Here is a 16,248-nt window from a genome sequence, read left to right as displayed (position 1 = left end):
AAATTCCGGCTTTCTGCTTCCGTTTGCGATTATTCGCATCCGGGAACATGAGACCGATTTCAGACGTCCAGATTGGCGACGTTCAACGCATTTTCCTGAATGAAGTCGCGCCGCGGCTCGACGACATCGCCCATCAACCGCGTGAAGATCTCATCCGCCACATCGGCCTGATCGATCGCCACCCGCAGCATCGACCGGTTCGACGGGTCGAGTGTCGTTTCCCACAACTGCTCGGCGTTCATTTCGCCCAGACCCTTGTAGCGCTGGATTGACAGTCCCTTGCGCCCGGCGGCGAGAATCGCGTCGAGCAACTGGCTGGGTCGTGCGACCAGTGTCTCGCCCTTGGCGGCAACGGCGGGGATTTCGCCCTCCTCGACCTCGGGTTCGGCGACGGGATCGCTCGCGGCGCTGCGCGCGCTCACCAGCTTCGACACGCCGGCATAGCTCGCCGCTTCCTCGGCGGCGAGGCTGTGGAGCTTGCGCCCTTCCGCCGACAGCAGGAACGCCGGTTCGATATTGTGGGTGTCGGTCACCCCGCGCCAGCGCCGCTGGAACTGCAACCCGCCATCCTCGGTCACGCGCGCGGTCCAGTCCGCCTCGACATCGGTCCGCCCGATCCGCGACACCGCGTCCTGCAACCGCGTCTGGCGGTCGGTGTCGTTGATCTGCGGATCGAGCACGCCGGCCAGCGCCAGCACCTCGACGATGCCCATGTCGTACCGCCGCGGCACATAGCGCATCAGCGTCCGCATCCGCCGGGCATGACCCAGCAGCGCCTTCAGGTCGTCGCCGCTGCGCGCGCCCGCCGGGCTTTCCAGCACATGCGCGCTGACCCCGGCCTCGACCAGATATTCGTCGAGCGCGTTGTCGTCCTTCAGATACACTTCGGACCGGCTTTTCGTCGCCTTATACAGCGGCGGCTGCGCGATATAGAGGTGCCCCGCCTCGATGATCTCGGGCATCTGGCGATAGAAGAAGGTCAGCAGCAGCGTGCGGATATGCGCGCCGTCGACATCGGCGTCGGTCATGATGACGATCTTGTGGTAGCGCAGCTTGTCGAGATTGAAGTCGTCGCGGATACCGGTGCCGAGCGCGGTGATGATCGTCCCGATCTCGCGGCTGGCGAGCATCCGGTCGAACCGCGCGCGTTCGACGTTCAGGATCTTGCCGCGCAGCGGCAGGATCGCCTGGAAATGGCGGTCGCGGCCCTGCTTGGCCGATCCGCCGGCCGAGTCACCCTCGACGAAGAACAGTTCGGACTTGGCCGGATCGCGCTCCTGACAATCGGCCAGCTTGCCGGGCAGCGAGGCGATGTCCATCGCGCCCTTGCGCCGGGTCAGCTCGCGCGCCTTCTTGGCGGCCTCGCGCGCGGCGGCGGCGTCGATGACCTTCTGAATGATCGACTTCGCATTGGCGGGATTTTCCTGAAGATACTCGGCCAGCTTGTCGGCCATCAGCGCTTCCAGGGGCTGACGCACTTCCGACGAAACCAGCTTGTCCTTGGTCTGGCTGCTGAACTTCGGATCGGGCAGCTTGACCGATACGATCGCGGTCAGCCCCTCACGCATGTCGTCGCCGGTGAGGCTGACCTTTTCCTTCTTCAACATGCCCGACTTGTCGGCATAGTTGTTGAGCGTGCGCGTCAGCGCGGCGCGGAACGCCGCCATGTGCGTGCCGCCGTCGCGCTGCGGAATGTTGTTCGTGAAGGCGAGGACGTTCTCATAATAGCTGTCGTTCCATTCCAGCGCGACGTCGATGCCGACATCGTCGCGAAAGCCGTGGATCGCGATCGGATCGGGCATCAGGGGCGTCTTGGTCCGGTCGAGATATTTCACGAACGCGGCGATCCCGCCTTCGTAGAACAGTTCGATTTCGCGCGGCTCCTCGTGCCGGGCATCGACCAGCACCAGCCGGACGCCGGAGTTCAGGAATGCCAGTTCGCGAAAACGATGTTCAAGCTTGTCGAAGTCGAATTCGACGATCTTGAACGTGTCGGGGCTGGGCAGGAAGGTGACACGGGTACCCCGCTTGTCCGACGGCCCCACCATCTTCAGCGGCGCCTCGGCATCGCCGCGGCGGAAGCGCATGTAATGCTCCTGCCCGTCGCGCCAGATCGTCAGGTCGAGGAAGTCGCTGAGCGCGTTGACCACCGACACGCCGACGCCGTGCAGGCCGCCTGACACCTTGTACGCATTGTCGTCGTTGGTGTTTTCGAACTTACCGCCGGCGTGCAGCTGGGTCATGATGACCTCGGCCGCCGACACGCCTTCTTCGCTGTGGATACCGGTCGGGATGCCGCGGCCGTTATCCTCGACCGAGACCGAACCGTCGGCGTTGAGCGTGATCAGGATGCGGTCGCAATGTCCGGCCAGCGCCTCGTCGATCGCATTGTCGCTGACCTCGAACACCATATGGTGCAGGCCGGAGCCGTCGTCGGTGTCGCCGATATACATGCCGGGGCGCTTGCGGACCGCATCCAGCCCCTTGAGCACCTTGATCGAGTCTGCGCCGTAGTCGTTCTGATTGGGGTTCGTTGCCATAGCGAGTATATAGGGTTTCAGGGCACGGAACTAAAGCAAAACCCGCATGTGCGCCCCGACCGTTCCGGCCCGATAATGAACGGCAGCTAACAGGCGCATTCAGTATCGGCTCAAGCGAATCGGCGCATACCCCAAATCACAGACGGACCACCCGCCAGGGACTTTCGGACCGTCGCCAGATTTGAGGGAGAAGACCCATGTTCAAGAAGCTGACGCTCGCTGCCGCCGCACTCGCCACGGTCGCCACCGCCGCCGCTCCCACCGCCGCATCGGCGCAGAGCTGGCGCGGGGACCGCTACGAGCGGGACTATCGCGACGGCCGCAGCTATCGCGAATATCGCGGCGACCGCGGCTATTACAACGACCGCAACTATGCCCGCCGCAGCAACAATCGCGGATGCGAGAATGGCGACGGCGGCACGGTGATCGGCGCGATCGCCGGCGGCCTGCTCGGCAACCAGGTCGGTGGCAATGGCAACCGTCTGCTCGGTACCATCCTCGGCGGTGGCGTGGGCGCACTGGCCGGCCGGGCGATCGATAAGTCGGACGCCCCGCGCTACTGCCGCCGCTAAGCCTTTCCCGACCCCGAGTTGCGTAACGGGGTCACGGGAATGGGGCCGGTCCTCCGACACGGAGGGCCGGCCCTTTTTTATCGCGCTCAGTCGCCGAAGCGGAAGCGCAGACCCACGCCATAGTAGCGACCCTCGTCGCGCACGTCGATCGGCGACGACCGGCCGGGCTGGAAGTTGACATAGTTACGGAACGGTCGCGCCAAAATGTTGCCGATATCGGCGCTGACGGTGATGTTCTTGTTGATGTCATAGCTCGCCCCGGCGTCGAGCCGATCGCGGGCATAGGTGGATTCGCCCGAGTATTGGAAGCCGCTCAGCTGGTCGGTATTATACCGGTTCACCCAGTCCGAACGCCGGTTGTACGAGACGCGGGCGACGAGACCCGACTTCTCGTAAAACAAGGCGGCGTTATACGTCCATTTCGACAGGCCGGGAATGGTCAGATACGCGCCCTCGCCTTCGAACGTGTCGGTATTCGGGTTGTAGCCGTTGGGGTAACGGTTCTTTCCCGTCAGGTAGCTGACGTTGCCCGAGACACCGAAACCGCTCAAAGCGCCCGGCAGGAAGTCGAAGAAGGTCTGGAAATTGGCTTCCGCGCCCTTGATGTTCGCATCACCCGCGTTGATCGGGCTCGACAGCGACAGGATGCCGAATTGCGGATCGTTGCGGAACCGCTGCACCCCGGTCGTGAACCCGAATATGTCCCGCTGGAACACCGACGCGCTGACGAAGCCCGTTTTCGAGAAATACCATTCGAGGCTGATGTCGTAGTTCGTCGACGTGAACGGCTTGAGCGACGGATTGCCCTGCGACCCGCTATAGTTCGGGTAGATGCGGCCCGGAATCCGGCAGCTCGTGGTGTCGGTCGGGTTGTAGTTCGGGGCGGTCGGTTCGAGGCACGGCTGGTAGATCACCGGCTGAATGTTCAGCGCCGGATTGAGGTCGCCGAAATTCGGCTTGGTCCGCGTCTTGGTGTAGCCGAGACGAAGTTGCAGTTCGGGCGTGAATTTGAAACGGGCACTGACGTTGGGCAGGATGTCGAGATAGTCCTGCTTCTCGGTCCGCTCCGACAGCGAGCGGATGCAGGTGTCATCCCGCGGATCGGCCGGCGTGCCGCCATCGTTCAGGGTGCAGATGTTCGATACACCGAAGCTGGTGCCATGCGTCATCACGGCGCGAACGCCGACGACGCCATCGATTTCCAGCCCACCCAGCGCGAAATTATACTTGCCCTGCGCATAGGCCGCGTAGGTGCTCTCGTCGGCCTGCCAGCCCGAGGTCGTGGGCGGCTGGACCGTTTCGGTGCTCCATTCGGCCAGCCGGTCCTTATACCCTTGATCGTTCGGGAACCGTGCCACCAATTGGGCGAGCGTATCGTAGCTCAGCTTCCGCAGTGCTTCCCGGTTCTCGTAGATGCCGGCACGCGGCGGCTGGAGGTACGACACGAAACCCTGCGCGCTGCCACGGAACGGATCGATCGTCTTCGCCAAGTCGCCGATCGGCAACGATGCATAGGGGATCAATGCCGCCGACAATTCGGCATAGCGTGAACCATCGGTGGTTCGCTCACTGTGGTGCTTCGTCGCGCGCAGACCGAACTGGATCTTCGGCAGAACGGCCCAGTCGGTATCGAGCGCGAGGTCGCCGCGCCACTGCCAGTCGTCGCCCTTCACATCGTACGTGGCTTCATAATAGCCGCGGAACATATAGTTGGCGGGGTTGAACGGGTCCCAGCTCGGAAAGTTGAACGACACGCCGCCATCGCGATTGAACGCGACGTCGACCGACTTTGCGCCGACGGTACGGAAATCGAGGCTGTAATTGTCGCGGGTGTAGCGGCTTCGGCTATAGGCGAGGTCGGTCGACAGCGTCGCACGATCGGTCTGCCAGCGCGCACCGGTCGCGATCTGATAGGTGTTGGTCTGATCCTGCGTCGTGTTGCGATAACCCTGCGGCTCGGAGCCTGACGTCTTCGACAGCGATACCGCCTGCGGTACCGTCGTCACGTCATAGGGCGGCTCCTTGCCGGGAAGCAGTTTGATGTCGTTGTACGACTGCCCGTCCATCAGCACGACGTTGGTGAAAACCGGTGGGGTCGAATTCGGACCCCATTGCTCCAGCGGCACGTCGAAATTGTCGGCATAGCCGCGACCGCGATAGCCCTGGTAGATGCCCTCTACATAGATTTCGGTGTCCGGGTTCGGTTTATACTGCAGTGAGAAGTTGCCGGACGGACGATACCGTTTGCCGCCATCATTATACAGGCCGATATTGTTCGGGAAGAAGAAGAGGCCGTTGGCGTTGCCCTTGTCGAAATTGTCGCGAACCTTCGCTCCCTGCACACCGAAGTCCGAGTAACGGGAATCGCGGACATAGCTCGCATTGTAGCGGACGCCGTTATAATATTGCGACTGTGCGAAAGTGGCGTTGACCAGCAGGCCCATTTCGCCGTCGCCCACCTTCCAGCGGTCCGAAATCAGCACGTTGCCGCCCGGATCGTACTTGCGGCTCTGGTCATTATAGGTACCGCGGAAGCCGCCGGCGATGACGCGGCCGTTGAAGTCGAGCGGACGACGCGTGCGGACGTTGATCAGGCCGGCAAGACCCGGTTCGACCAGATCGGCGGTACCCGACTTGTACACTTCCATGCTGGCGATCGCCTGTGCCGGAAAATCCTGCAACTGCACGCGGCGCAGTTCGGCAGTGAACAGTTCGCGACCGTTATACGACGTCGCAACGTCAGGCAGGCCACGGATCAGCACCCCGTTCACTTCATCGCTGAAGCGGGTGACCTGGACACCGGCGATACGCGCCAGGCTTTCGGCGGCGGTGTAATCCGGCAGCTTGCCGATATCGTCAGCGACGATCACGTCGATGATCGAGTCCGAATTGCGCTTGATCGCCTGCGAGCTGGCAAGGCTGCGGCGAAGACCACGCACCAGGATTTCGGACTGTTCGTCGTCCTTCTTGGTCGCGTCCGGCACTTCGACCGTTTCGCCGGCATCGGCACCGACCGGTCTGTCGGTCGGCGAAACCTGCGCGAATGCCGGCGCGGCAGCCAGCATGATTGGCACGACGGCGACCGACGCCATCAGCGTGAAACGACGCATTATACCCCCCCTTTTTGTATTTTATGTTCTATATGACAAATCGCTATTATCTATTTGTCCTACTTTCAAGCGGTATTTGTTGCTGAAGGGTTGCTGATATCGCTACCAATTGGGCATGTGCGGCGAACCCGATGGTCGACGCCGGATCGATATCGCATTAACCCGTGCCACATGCCGGGATCGGGCAAGATCGTTGCCGATAATACGATATTCGAACGATCGCCCGCCGGTGATTCGATCCTGAACCGGCAAAGGAGGGGGCCATGCCAAAACCTGCGACTGTGTCGACAACGGATGCATTAGTACGGCAAGTCGTTATCGTCGGTGGGGGAACGGCAGGCTGGATGGCGGCGGCAGCGCTGTCGCGCGCGCTTGGACCGGTCGGGCGTCATATCACGCTGATCGAATCCGACGCGATCGGCACGGTCGGCGTCGGCGAAGCGACCATTCCGCCGATCCGTGCCTTCAACGCCATGCTCGACATCGCCGAGGACCGCTTCCTGCGCGAAACGATGGGCAGCTACAAACTCGGCATCGAATTCGTCGATTGGGGCCGGATCGGGCAGCGTTATTTCCATCCCTTCGGCGCGGCGGGACAGGATTTCCACGGTGTGCCGTTCCATCAACTGTGGCTGCGCCACCGGGCGCGCGGTGGCGATACCGGGCTGACCGATTATTCGATGTGCACCGTCACCGCGCGCGAGGGACGGTTCGGGATCCCGCCGGCGGGCGACCGCACGCCGCTCGCGCATATCGCCCATGCCTATCATTTCGACGCGACCCTCTATGCCGCACTGCTGCGTCGCGTCGCCGAGGAACAGGGCGTCGTCCGCCATGAAGGGCGGGTCGTGCAGGTCGATCGCGACGGCGGGACGGGCGACGTCACTGCGGTCCGGTTGGACGACGGCCGGACGATCGCCGGCGATCTGTTCGTCGATTGCTCGGGGTTTGCCGGGCTGCTGATCGAAGGGACGCTGGCGACCGGCTATCACGACTGGCGGCATTGGCTGCCGATGGACCGCGCGCTGGCGATGCCGACGACCCGGCTCGATCCGCTGCCGCCCTACACCCGCGCCACCGCCCATGCCGCCGGATGGCAGTGGCGGATACCGCTGCAGCATCGCACCGGCAACGGGCATGTCTATTCCAGCGGCTTCACCACCGCCGAGGATGCCGAACGCCTGCTACGCGACCATGCCCCGGGCGAGCCGTGCGGCGATGTCCGGTCGCTGTCGTTCACCACCGGTATGCGGCGCAAGGCATGGTCGCACAATGTCGTGGCACTCGGCCTTGCCGCCGGTTTCGTCGAACCGCTCGAATCGACCAGCATCCACCTGATCCAGCATGGCATCCAGCGGCTGATCGCATTGTTTCCGGGCGCTGCCGTCCACCCGGCCGAACGCGACGCCTATAATGCCGACATGGCCCGCGCGTTCGAGGCGGTCCGCGACTTCGTCGTGCTGCATTACAAGGCGACGACCCGCAACGACAGCGACTTCTGGCGTACGATGCGGGCGATGACCGTGCCCGACAGCCTTTCCCACCGGATCGAATTATGGCGCGCGCAGGGGCGGTTGATTCCGCAGGCGGGCGATATCTTCGCGGTTCCCAGCTGGGCGGCGGTGCTGACCGGACAGGAGCTATGGCCCGCCGCCTACGAACCGGGCGTCGACCGGCTGAGCGCCGATTCGGTCGAAGCCGCACTGCGTGACATGCACGCCGCCTATCGCCGCGCTGCGCGGTCGCTGCCGATGCACGCCGCGGCCTTGCCTCGATAGGATCGTCCCGCCGCGCGGTTGCCTCGTTTCGCCACGATCCGGTCGGAAACGCCGCCTACTGCGCGCTCGCAACGACGATGGAGCATGCTGCATGACGGGACACGGGCGGGACGGCTGGCGGATGCTGGCCGGGGCGGCAGTGGTGATGGCCCCTGCCCCGGCACTGGCGCAGGACGATCCCGAACCGGCCACCGATGACATGCACAAGGACGACATCGTCGTCACCGGCAAGCGTCCGCCGGGATCGGCGCTGGGCGAGGCCGCACCGGTCGCGGTGCTCGATGCAGAGGCGATCCGCGCCCTGGGCGTGACCAGCATCAACGACCTGCTGAAACTGCTCAAGCCGCTGACGACGTCGAACAGCGGCGGCGAACCGGTGTTCCTGCTCAACGGCCGCCGCATCTCCGGCTATCGCGAGATCCAGACCCTGCCACCCGAAGCGCTGGAGCGGACCGAGATCCTGAACGAACAGGATTCGGCGCGGTTCGGGTTCCCGGCCACGGTCCGCATCGTCAATTTCGTCACCAGGAAACATTTTCGCGCGCTGACCATCGAACAGGGGGCGGGCACCACCACCGATGGCGGCGGCGGCACCGCGCGCGTCGAACTGGGCACGACCCGGATCGAGGGGGACCGCCGCACCTTGCTGTCGATCAAATACGACCGGCAGAATCCGCTGTTCGCCGATGAACGCCCCTATCAGATCGACAGCGACACGGTGTTCGACCGCACCGGCAATCTGCGCGGGCTGAACGGCGGCAGTATCGACCCAGCACTCGATCGCCTCGCCGGCCGCGCGGTCACCGCCACCGCCGCGCCGACCGATCCGGCCCGCCGCGACAGCCTGAGCGCCTATACCGCCGGCACGACCCGCGCGACCGATCTCTCGCCCTTCCTGTCGCTCCGCAGCAACGACCAGCTGAAGGTCGACATGACCCATGCCGTGCCGATCGGCAAAACCCTGACCGGGTCGCTGAACCTGATCATGGACGCGCAACGCGGTTTCGCGCTGGCCGGATTGCAGGGGGCCGCGCTGCGCCTGCCCGCCGCCAATCCCGCCAGCCCGTTTGGCGGCGACGTGATGCTCTATCGCTATCTGGACGAAGCCGGCGCGCTGACCCAGCGCAACGACAATCTGACGCTGCACGCCGGATCGGCCGTGCAGGGCGGGATCGGTCGCTGGATGTGGACGGTCAGCGGCGAATTCGACCGCGTCCGCGCCCGCGCCTCGGTCGATCGCGGCGTCGATCCGGCGGTATTGCAGGCGGCGGTCGATGCCGGCGCCGATCCGTACGACCTGTCCGGTCGCATCGCCACCGCCGGCCGGATCATCGTCCGCAGCCGCACCCTGACCAACACCGCCACGGCCAAGGCGACCGCCAACGGCCCGCTGTTCGATCTGCTCGCCGGACAGGCGCTGCTGACCCTGAACGCCGACTATGCCACGTCGAACAGCACCGGGCGGCTGGCCGACAATGCCGAGGCGGCGACGTCGCTCACCCGGACGATCGCGGGCGGCAGCGCCAGTCTCGACCTGCCGATCACCTCGGCCGATCGTGGCGTGCTGGACGCGATCGGCACGGTTTCGGCCAATGCGACGCTCGGGCTGACCGGGGTGTCGGATTATGGCAACCTGACCAGCAGCAACCTCGCGCTGCGCTGGAACCCATGGCGGCCGATCCAGATCACCGCATCGATCAACACCGCCCGGACGCCGCCGGTAATCGCTGCGTTGACCAACCCGGTCGTCACCGTCCCCAATACGCCGTTCTTCGACTTCGTGACCGGCACCAGCACGTTGATCGTGGTGACCGGCGGCGGCAATATCGATCTCGCACCCGAAGAGCGGCAGATCCGCACCCTCGGCGTCGACTGGCAACCGATCAAGGGCAGCGAGCTGCGCCTGAACCTCGCCTATGTCGACACGCGGATCACCGATCAGCTGGTGTATCCGGGCAGCGCGACCGCCGCGCTGCAAGCGGCGTTTCCCGAACGATTTCCGCGTGATGCCGCCGGACAATTGCTGCGCGCCGACCTGCGCCCGATCAACGCGCTGCGCGAACGCGAACGCAAGATCACCACCGGCTGGTCGTTCTTCGGCCAACTCGGCCCCAAACCGCCCGCACCGACACCCCCGGTCAAGGACGCGCCGCCCCCGCCTCCGCCCAGGCAGCGCCCGATGCTGTGGAGCTTCACCACCTTTACCGTCCGGCTCGACGACCAGCTGGTGCTGGCCCCGGGCCAGTCGCAGCTCGACCTGCTCAATGGCGCGTCGCTCGACGGCAATAGCGGGCGTCCGCGCTATGAAGTGCAGGGCAATGTCGGCGGTTCCTACGGCCCGGTGCGGCTGGGCACCTATATCTTCTGGCAGGCACCGACCCGGATCCGCAGCACGATCGCCGCATCCGACCTGCGCTTCACCCCGGCGACGTTCATGGGCTTTTATTCGCAGTTTGAGGGCCAGCAACTCGCCCCCAAGGCGGCGTGGGCAAAGGGGATGACGTTCCAGTTCGAGGTGCAGAATATCCTGAACGACCGACCCGACGTCCGCGACCGGAACGGCGCGGTGCCGTTCCGTTTCCAGCCCTCGTTCCTCGATCCGTACGGGCGGATCGTGAAGCTGTCGGTGCGCAAGCTGTTTTGAGAGCGCCCCGTCCCATTGCCTCCGTCATTCCCGCGAAGGCGGGAATCCATATCCGCCGACATCCGGGCAGGGTTCGCCACCATAACGTCTATGGATTCCCGCCTGCGCGGGAATGACGGCTGTGAGACGGAGGACGCCCGCCCCTACTCGACCCAATCCAGCCCGATATCGCGGTACAGCATCCGGTCTTCTTCCCAGTTCGGCTTGACCTTCACATGCAGGTACAGATGCACCCGCACGCCGAGCAGTTCCTGCAATTCCTTGCGCGCGGTCGCGCCGATTTCCTTGATCCGCTGTCCGCCCTTGCCCAGCACGATCGCGCGCTGCGTCTCGCGCGCGACATAGATTTGCTGGTGGATTTCGACCGACCCGTCCTCGCGCTCCAGATAGCGTTCGGTATCGACCGCGCTGGCATAGGGCAGTTCCTCGTGCAGCTGGTGATACAGCTGCTCGCGGGTGACTTCCGCCGCCAGCATCCGGTCGGTGGCGTCGCTCACCTGATCCTCGGGGAAATGCCATGGCCCCTCGGGCATCCGCTTCGCCAGCGCCGCCTTCATCTCGCTCAAGCCGTCGCCGGTCGTCGCGCTGACGAAGAAGGTCTCCTCGAACGCCGCCAGTTCGTGCAACCGCGCCGCGTGGTCGAGCAGGCGCGGCTTGTCGGCGATATCGACCTTGTTCAGGATCAGGATCTTGGACTCCTTCCGCCCGGCGAGCGGTTCGACGATCGCGCGGACCTTCGGCCCGATCCCGCCCTTGCCGTCGACGACCACCGCGACCGCATCGGCACCCGCCGTGCCTTCCCACGCCGCCGACACCATCGCGCGGTCCAGCCGCCGCTTCGGTTCGAAGATGCCCGGCGTATCGACCAGCAACAGCTGCGTATTTCCCTCGATCGCGATGCCCATCAACCGGGTGCGCGTCGTCTGCGCCTTGGGGCTGGTGATCGCGACCTTCTGTCCGACCAGCGCATTGACCAGCGTCGACTTGCCCGCATTGGGGGCGCCAAGGACCGCGACAAGGCCGCACGACTGGGAAGAAGACGTCAAAAGCTAACCTCATTCAAATTTCGATGATGCCCTTCTTACGCGCGCCGGCGGCGCAAGCAAAGCATGTGCGCGGCGCAAGTCGGTGCTTGATCCGGCCCGGCAGGCCCGCTACCCAATAGTCCGACAAGAACATAGGAGGGGGCGAGAACCCATGCGTGACCAATCCACTGCGCGCCGCACGATGCGGACCCGTGCGCGCAATTTCGTGCTCGGTACGGCATCGCTGCTGATCGCGGCGACCGCATCGGCCCAGACGCCCGCCACCACGCCGCAGCCGGGCGAGCCGGCGCAGATCGCGATCCGGGGCGACCAGCAGGGTCCGACCTATGACCGCCGCATCTTCACCCAGTTCGCCGAACATCTCGGCAACGGCATCTATGGCGGCCTGTGGGTCGGCAACGACCGCAGGATTCCCAACACGCGCGGGTTTCGCAACGACGTCGTCGCCGCGCTGAAGCGGCTCGGCGTGCCGGTCATCCGCTGGCCCGGCGGCTGCTTCGCCGACGAATATCACTGGCGCGAAGGGATCGGGCCCAAGAACAAGCGCCCGGTCAAGATCAACAACCACTGGGGCGGCGTGACCGAGGATAACGCGGTCGGCACCCATGAATTCATGGACCTGACCGAACAGGTCGGTGCCGAAGCCTATATCTCGGGCAATGTCGGCAACGGCTCCCCGCGCGAAATGGCCGAGTGGGTCGAATATATGACGCAGGAGGCCGGCACCCTCGCCGACGAACGCGCAAAGAACGGCCGCAAGGCACCGTGGAAGGTGCCCTATTTCGGCATCGGCAACGAACTCTGGGGCTGTGGCGGCAACATGCGCCCGCAATATGCCGCCGACGAGACCCGCCGCTTCGCGACCTTCATCAAATCGCCCGCCGGCAGCCGCATCCTGAAGATCGCGTCGGGCGCGAACAACGACGACTATAACTGGACCGACGTGATGATGCGCGAATCGATCGGTCAGATCGATGCCGTCTCGCTCCATTACTACACCGTTCCCGGTGGCTGGGCACCGCGCGCCAGTCCGACGCAGTTCGACGAATCGGGCTGGGCCGAAACGCTCGCGCTGACGTGGCGGATGGACGAATACATCACCAAGCACGTCGCGATGATGGACAAGTACGACCCGCAAAAGCGCGTCTGGCTGGCCGTCGACGAATGGGGCACGTGGTATGCACAGGATCCGGGCACGACGCCGGGCTTCCTGCGCCAGCAGAACACGATGCGCGACGCGCTGGTCGCCGCGATCAACCTCGACATCTTCGCCAAACATGCCGACCGCGTGAAGATGACCGCCATCGCCCAGATGGTGAACGTGTTGCAGGCGATGATCCTGACCGACGGGCCGAAGATGGTCCTGACGCCAACCTATCACGTGTTCGAAATGTACAAGCCGTTCATGGACGGCACGGTGCTGCCGATCACGGTCAACAGCCCCTATTACTCGCGCGACAAATGGGTGATGCCGGCGGTGTCGGCCTCGGCGGTGCGCGGCAAGGACGGGGTGGTCCATGTCGCCCTGTCGAACGCCGATCCGAACCGTCCGACCACCGTGTCGGCGGCGCTGACCGGGATCAACGGCGCAACCATCACCGGCCGCGTGCTGACCGCCCCGACGATCACGGCGCACAACACGTTCGACAACCCGAACGCCGTGACCCCGACCGCCTTTACCGGTGCACAGGTCGCGAACGGCACGCTGACGGTGACGCTGCCGGCCAAGTCGGTGGTGATGCTCGACATCAAGTGAGGAACGGGGCGGCGCAGGTCGCCCCGGACCGCTCCCCTCCCCGAAACGGGAGGGGAACCACGCTGGTCGACGCAACGACCGCGCATTCTTCACCGAATCTGCACAGGCCATCCATTCGCGGCCGACACCGACCGGCCATAGGGTCCGGTACGAAGACCGCGAAAGGACCGTCATGCCCCGATCGATCAATCCACACCTGCTCGGCTGGGGCGGCGCGCTGCTGCTGCTCGCCATGCCCGCCCTGCTGGGCGCGCCATGGACGTCGTCCGATTACGGTTTCGCCGCAATCCTGTTCGCGCTGGCGGGCGGCGCGGTCGAACTCGGCCTGCTGGCATCGTCGAACATCGCCTATCGCTTCGGCACGATGGTGGCGGTCGTCACTGCGTTCCTGCTGACCTGGGTCAATGCGGCGGTCGGGTTTCTCGGCAACGAAGCCAATCCCGCCAATGCGTTGTTCGGCATCGTGCTGCTCGTGGCGCTCGGCGGGGCGGTCCTCGCCCGCTTCACGGCACGCGGCATGGCACAGGCGATGGCCGTCGCCGCCGTCGCGCAACTGCTGGCGGGCATCGTCGGCTGGACCCTCGGCTGGGCCTCACCGGGCGCGAACGGTGTCCGTGAAGTGGCGATCGGCACCGGCCTGTTCTGCGCGCTGTGGTGCATCAGTGCGGCGTCGTTCGCCCGCGCCGCGCGTCAATCGGCCCAGAGCCGCACCGCCAGCCCCTCGATATAATCCGCCGCCCGCGCCGCCGCATCCGCGTCGTAAAGCGCGGCCAGCGCCGCCGGATCGAGCGCCTTCGCCGCATCCAGCAGCCCGCGCCACGGTGCCAGCGACCCCGGCCACTGGTGCAGCGCCACCGCCGCGCCGACCTCTGCCAGCCGGTCGGCCTTGCGCGTCTGTTCGGCGAAATACCGCCATTCGGGCGCGCAGATATAGGGGCGGCCGACCCGCGCGATCTCGTGTACGGTATTGTCGCCCGCCGATGCGATGACGACGTCGGCGGCGGCGATGTAATCGGTGACGCCCTCGACCCAGCCGCGCTCGACCAGATTGCCGAAATCGGTCTCATGCCCTTCGCGGTGGACCGGCCCGATCACCAGCCACAGGGCTTGCGGAACCGCCCGCGCGGCCATGGTCAGCGGCGCATAGGGCGTCCCCGCCCCGCCGCCGCCGGTCAGCACCAGCACGACCTCTTGGGTAGGATCGATGCCCAGCTTCGCCCGTGCCTCGTCCCTGGTCGGCACGGGATCGGTCGTGGTGCACAATCCACCGGTGTAACAGGTCTTGGCCCGGCCCCAGTCGGGGAAGTCGTCCTGTTCGATCGCTTCGTCGAACGGCGCCAGCAATCCGACGCATGCCTGATACGCGCCCAGATGCCCCGGATCGGTGCGATCGCCATGCATCCGGATCTTGATCGCAGGCACGCTGGCGATCCGCGCCATCAGCGCGATCTCTGCCGAAACGTCGACCACGAACAGCGCGGGTGCGGCATCGTCGAGATGGTCGAGGATCGTCCGCATCGTCCGCCGCGTCGCCTCGACGCCCAGCGGCACGCAGTGCAGCACTTCGGGCGTCGGCTGGTCGAACAAGGCCCTGGTCGGCACCGGCGCGCCGATCATGTTCGGCAGGGCGACGATCTCGATCGGGCGGTCGAATCCGTCGAACAGGTCGGGGCGGGCGCACAGGATCGTCACCCGCCGGTCGGCGGGCAGTTCCCGGATAATTGCGATCGCCCGATTGGCATGGCCGCGACCCTGATGGTGGATGAAGAAGGTGATCGGCCGCGTCGTCATGTACCCCCCGGAGAAACCCGTCTTGGCCGCAGGAACGCGGCGGAACCGATTCCGGCTCCCCGCGTAGCTGCCTTCAGCAGAAATTATTTCGGAAGCTCAACGATTTCCGATGATTCAGATGGGAATAGAACCTGCATGATGACGCATGACGGCTGGTCCAATCCGCGCCCCGGCCTGACGATCCTGCGTCGCGGCGACGCGCCGATCCGCTCGATCCAGGTGTACGGACAGCGTTGTTCGGGCACCAACGTTCTGATCCGGTCTATCGAGGCCAATCTGGGCCGCACCGCCTTTACCGAAAGCTACGGCTTCAAACACTGGTTCGTCCCCGAACAGGTGTTGTTTCCACGCGACGTGATGGTGCTGGTGGTGGCGCGCGACCCGGTCGACTGGGTGCGCAGCCTGCATCGCCAGCCATGGCACGCCCATCGCGAGATAAAAAAACTCGGCTTCTCCGACTTCATCCGCGCGCCGTGGCATAGCTATTGGGACAGCGAATTCTGGGGGGTCGAGGCGGATCATCCGGTGCTGGGGCGCGAAATGCTGCACGAACGCTGCCCCGATACCGGCGATCGCTTCGCCAATCCGGTGGCCAAACGCACCGCCAAGCTGCGTCACTGGGCCGGGCTGCACGACCGGGCGCATCATGTGGCATTGCTGGGCCATGCGGCGTTCTGCGCCGATCCGGCCGGCGTGATCGCCGACCTCGCCGCCGCGACCGGCCTTGCGATGGCCGATCCCTTCATCGCGCAGGACACGTACAAGGGACAGGGCCGGCGCAGCTTCACCCCGACCGCCTACCCACCGGTATCCGATGCCGATCTCGCCCATATTCATGCGTGGCTCGACCCGGCGGTCGAGGCGAAGTTCGGTTTTGCCATTCCGGAACGTCAGGCGCAGGCGGCGGAATAGAAGAATGGTTCACGCGAAGGCGCGAAGGCGCGAAGGGGTTTCGCCAGCGGGCAACCCACCCGCGCCAGCGGTCTCATCTCCGTTGCAACTGGGGAGGAT

Annotated in this window: 10 protein-coding genes; 6 read left to right on the top strand and 4 right to left on the bottom strand. The window is 65.1% G+C overall.

Annotated elements, in window-relative coordinates:
- Positions 1–59 precede the first annotated feature (59 nt).
- The gene (gene gyrB / locus ASE90_RS12885) at positions 60–2,540 is read right to left on the bottom strand and encodes a DNA topoisomerase (ATP-hydrolyzing) subunit B (protein WP_056001274.1); all 2,481 of its coding nucleotides are present in this window, start codon (positions 2,538–2,540) and stop codon (positions 60–62) included.
- 197 nt (positions 2,541–2,737) lie between these two features.
- Here gyrB and ASE90_RS12880 point away from each other — a divergent pair, with 197 nt between their 5' ends.
- Complete coding sequence (locus tag ASE90_RS12880) at positions 2,738–3,112, top strand: glycine zipper 2TM domain-containing protein (protein ID WP_056001271.1); 375 nt, start codon at positions 2,738–2,740, stop codon at positions 3,110–3,112.
- A gap of 86 nt (positions 3,113–3,198) precedes the next feature.
- Here ASE90_RS12880 and ASE90_RS12875 read toward each other — a convergent pair whose 3' ends face one another.
- The gene (locus ASE90_RS12875; protein ID WP_200910895.1) at positions 3,199–6,222 is read right to left on the bottom strand and encodes a TonB-dependent receptor; all 3,024 of its coding nucleotides are present in this window, start codon (positions 6,220–6,222) and stop codon (positions 3,199–3,201) included.
- Between the two features lie 263 nt (positions 6,223–6,485).
- On the opposite strand from ASE90_RS12875, the gene ASE90_RS12870 reads away from it, so the two are divergent.
- On the top strand, positions 6,486–8,000 hold the full coding sequence (locus tag ASE90_RS12870; protein WP_056001265.1) for a tryptophan halogenase family protein: 1,515 nt from the start codon (positions 6,486–6,488) through the stop codon (positions 7,998–8,000).
- A 91-nt stretch (positions 8,001–8,091) separates the two neighbouring features.
- Positions 8,092–10,644, top strand: coding sequence for a TonB-dependent receptor (locus tag ASE90_RS12865; protein WP_235531807.1), 2,553 nt, complete (start codon positions 8,092–8,094; stop codon positions 10,642–10,644).
- Between the two features lie 143 nt (positions 10,645–10,787).
- On the opposite strand, the gene era is transcribed toward ASE90_RS12865, so the two are convergent.
- A complete protein-coding gene (gene era / locus ASE90_RS12860) occupies positions 10,788–11,690 on the bottom strand; it encodes a GTPase Era (protein WP_056001262.1) in 903 nt (300 codons plus the stop codon).
- Between the two features lie 181 nt (positions 11,691–11,871).
- On the opposite strand from era, the gene ASE90_RS12855 reads away from it, so the two are divergent.
- Both ASE90_RS12855 and ASE90_RS12850 read left to right on the top strand, forming a co-directional pair.
- On the top strand, positions 11,872–13,446 hold the full coding sequence (locus ASE90_RS12855; protein WP_056001259.1) for an alpha-N-arabinofuranosidase: 1,575 nt from the start codon (positions 11,872–11,874) through the stop codon (positions 13,444–13,446).
- A 172-nt stretch (positions 13,447–13,618) separates the two neighbouring features.
- Positions 13,619–14,176 carry a hypothetical protein gene (locus ASE90_RS12850; protein ID WP_056001256.1) on the top strand — a complete coding sequence of 186 codons (558 nt, stop codon included), beginning with the start codon at positions 13,619–13,621 and terminating at the stop codon, positions 14,174–14,176.
- Here the strand turns inward: ASE90_RS12850 and ASE90_RS12845 are convergent.
- Positions 14,137–15,237, bottom strand: a complete 1,101-nt coding sequence (locus tag ASE90_RS12845) for a glycosyltransferase (RefSeq protein ID WP_056001253.1) — start codon at positions 15,235–15,237, stop codon at positions 14,137–14,139. The two genes, ASE90_RS12850 and ASE90_RS12845, sit on opposite strands and share 40 nt — an antisense overlap.
- 135 nt (positions 15,238–15,372) lie before the next feature.
- Here ASE90_RS12845 and ASE90_RS12840 point away from each other — a divergent pair, with 135 nt between their 5' ends.
- Positions 15,373–16,149 carry a hypothetical protein gene (locus ASE90_RS12840; RefSeq protein WP_056001251.1) on the top strand — a complete coding sequence of 259 codons (777 nt, stop codon included), beginning with the start codon at positions 15,373–15,375 and terminating at the stop codon, positions 16,147–16,149.
- Positions 16,150–16,248 lie beyond the last annotated feature (99 nt).

Origin of the sequence: Sphingomonas sp. Leaf67, assembly GCF_001421965.1 — a bacterium.
Lineage (GTDB): Bacteria > Pseudomonadota > Alphaproteobacteria > Sphingomonadales > Sphingomonadaceae > Sphingomonas.
The sequence above is the reverse complement of the archived record's forward strand: the minus strand, read 5'-3'. Positions and strand labels throughout refer to the sequence as shown.

Bases quoted from the DNA above. Each gene is read 5' to 3' on its own strand.
- gyrB (WP_056001274.1), bottom strand. From the start codon at position 2,540: ATGGCAACGAACCCCAATCAGAACGACTACGGCGCAGACTCGATCAAG.
- ASE90_RS12880 (WP_056001271.1), top strand. From the start codon at position 2,738: ATGTTCAAGAAGCTGACGCTCGCTGCCGCCGCACTCGCCACGGTCGCC.
- ASE90_RS12875 (WP_200910895.1), bottom strand. From the start codon at position 6,222: ATGCGTCGTTTCACGCTGATGGCGTCGGTCGCCGTCGTGCCAATCATG.
- ASE90_RS12870 (WP_056001265.1), top strand. From the start codon at position 6,486: ATGCCAAAACCTGCGACTGTGTCGACAACGGATGCATTAGTACGGCAA.
- ASE90_RS12865 (WP_235531807.1), top strand. From the start codon at position 8,092: ATGACGGGACACGGGCGGGACGGCTGGCGGATGCTGGCCGGGGCGGCA.
- ASE90_RS12855 (WP_056001259.1), top strand. From the start codon at position 11,872: ATGCGGACCCGTGCGCGCAATTTCGTGCTCGGTACGGCATCGCTGCTG.
- ASE90_RS12850 (WP_056001256.1), top strand. From the start codon at position 13,619: ATGCCCCGATCGATCAATCCACACCTGCTCGGCTGGGGCGGCGCGCTG.
- ASE90_RS12845 (WP_056001253.1), bottom strand. From the start codon at position 15,237: ATGACGACGCGGCCGATCACCTTCTTCATCCACCATCAGGGTCGCGGC.
- ASE90_RS12840 (WP_056001251.1), top strand. From the start codon at position 15,373: ATGATGACGCATGACGGCTGGTCCAATCCGCGCCCCGGCCTGACGATC.